Source organism: Pedobacter sp. MC2016-14, from assembly GCF_020991475.1.
GTDB lineage: Bacteria > Bacteroidota > Bacteroidia > Sphingobacteriales > Sphingobacteriaceae > Pedobacter.
In genome coordinates, this window is sequence record NZ_JAJMPA010000008.1 from 1 (window position 1) to 1,837 (window position 1,837).

The following is a 1,837-nucleotide window of genomic DNA, read 5'->3' on the forward strand; positions in this document are numbered from 1 at the left end:
AAAAAGAGGCTGTATCATTGACAAATGATCAGCCTCTTTTTTATATCTCGATTTTTCTGATTTTAGTTTGGATAGCTAGTTATGGATCAAGCCAATAATCGTATTTTTAGATATGACCATCTTGAGATGGATTTTTTGGCGCAAAAAGCGGCTTTCTATGCTGCCTTTTTCCTTAGGTTCTGTGCGATTGCCAACAATCCCCATTCGATTTCGACCTTTTCCTTACCACGGAGCATGAAGCGACGGAACCCGTGGTTCTGTTTGATGTTGGCAAAGACAGGTTCGACATCAAAGCACCGTTTTTTCCTGCGCCTTATTCCTTCTTCTGTATTCAACAGCTCGTAGGCCTGTTGCTTCTGTCTTTTCAGGTTCACATTTATATCAATGATCCGGTTGCCTTTTGACTTGTGGCAAACACCGTTCAGCGGACAGGCTGCACAGTTTTCAGCCTGGTATCTTTTGTAGGTCTGTACAAACCCTGTACTGGTTTTATTAATGATATTCCCTATATAATGCATTTTCTGGCCCATCGGGCAGATATAAACATCTTGCTGGTCATTGTAAAACAATTTCTCAGCAGCAAAGGGAAACTTGCTGTTGTAGTTCTCGTTCTGCCCCTTATCAAAGCTGTTGTATTTTACATAAGCTGTTACCTTTTCCCCTTCAAGCAGGGTGTAGTTTTCCTCCGATCCGTAACCGGCATCCGCGGTAAGTTTCTTAGGTGCTGTACCAAAGCTGCTTTTATGTTGTTCCAAATGCGCTTTTAAGGTTGTAGTATCGGTAGGATTGTGATGGATGGTATAATTTACAATGAACTGGTTCGAGCTGGATATCTGCACATTATACCCGGGCTTGAGCTGCCCATTCAACATGTGATCCTCCTTCATTCTCATGAAAGTGGCATCGGTATCTGTTTTGCTATAACTATTTCTTGTTTCCAGGATAACTTCCTGCTGCTCGTATTTAGCAATGTTTGCAGGGAAGTTTTTATTGATGTAACGTAGTTTGGCTTTTACCTTTTTATCTGCCTGGTCATTATCTGCCAGTACCTTATTCAATTTTTCAACGGTTGCCTTTACGCTTTCTTTATTAATGTTAGCCGCAGTAGGCGGTTCTGGCATCAGATCTTCATCAGCTGCGATATGCTGTGCATAGTTCCAGATCTCTTCCAGCTGCTTTTTCATCTTTTCCTTATTGGTCTGGATAGATTTCCTCCACACGAAAGTATATTTATTTGCATTAGCCTCAATCTTAGTCCCGTCGGTATAAACCTGGTCTATACTCAGCAGGCCTTCTTCTGCCAGAAGCTTTACGACCTCTTCAAATACACTCCGAAGTGCGTGTTTAAGACGTACTCCACGAAAGCGGTTGATGGTGTTGTGGTCAGGTTTACTCATTGCACTCAACCACATAAAAGGTATTCTTTCCCGGCAGGCCTCGGCAAGCTTGCGGCTGGAATAGATATTGGTCACATATCCATATACCAAAACCTTTAATAGCAAAAGAGGGTGATAGTTGGAGCCCCCGCGTACATGGTAGGCCTTCAATAGCGGTTCAATGTTTACAGCGTTGATCACATCGTTTACAACCCGAACGGTATGATCCGCCGGTATCAGCTCATCAAAGCTGGGAGGAAGTGCCATGAGCTGATTCTGCTGGTAGGGCCTAAACACTGGTTTTCTTGCTGCCATAAACATCGATTATTATGACGTAAATATAAGAATATCAGCAAATTATAACAATAATAAAATCAGAAAATTTGCGTAGATGTGCTAAAGACAAACAATTGTTGATAAAATACAAAGAGGCTGCATCGATTTGTGATACAGCCTCTTTT

General features: G+C 41.9%; 1 protein-coding gene. It reads right to left on the reverse strand.

Annotated elements, in window-relative coordinates; translation table 11 throughout:
• Window positions 1-155: 155 nt before the first annotated feature.
• Window positions 156-1,691, reverse strand: coding sequence for an IS1182 family transposase (locus LPB86_RS20815; RefSeq protein WP_230693352.1), 1,536 nt, complete (start codon window positions 1,689-1,691; stop codon window positions 156-158).
• Window positions 1,692-1,837: the final 146 nt, after the last annotated feature.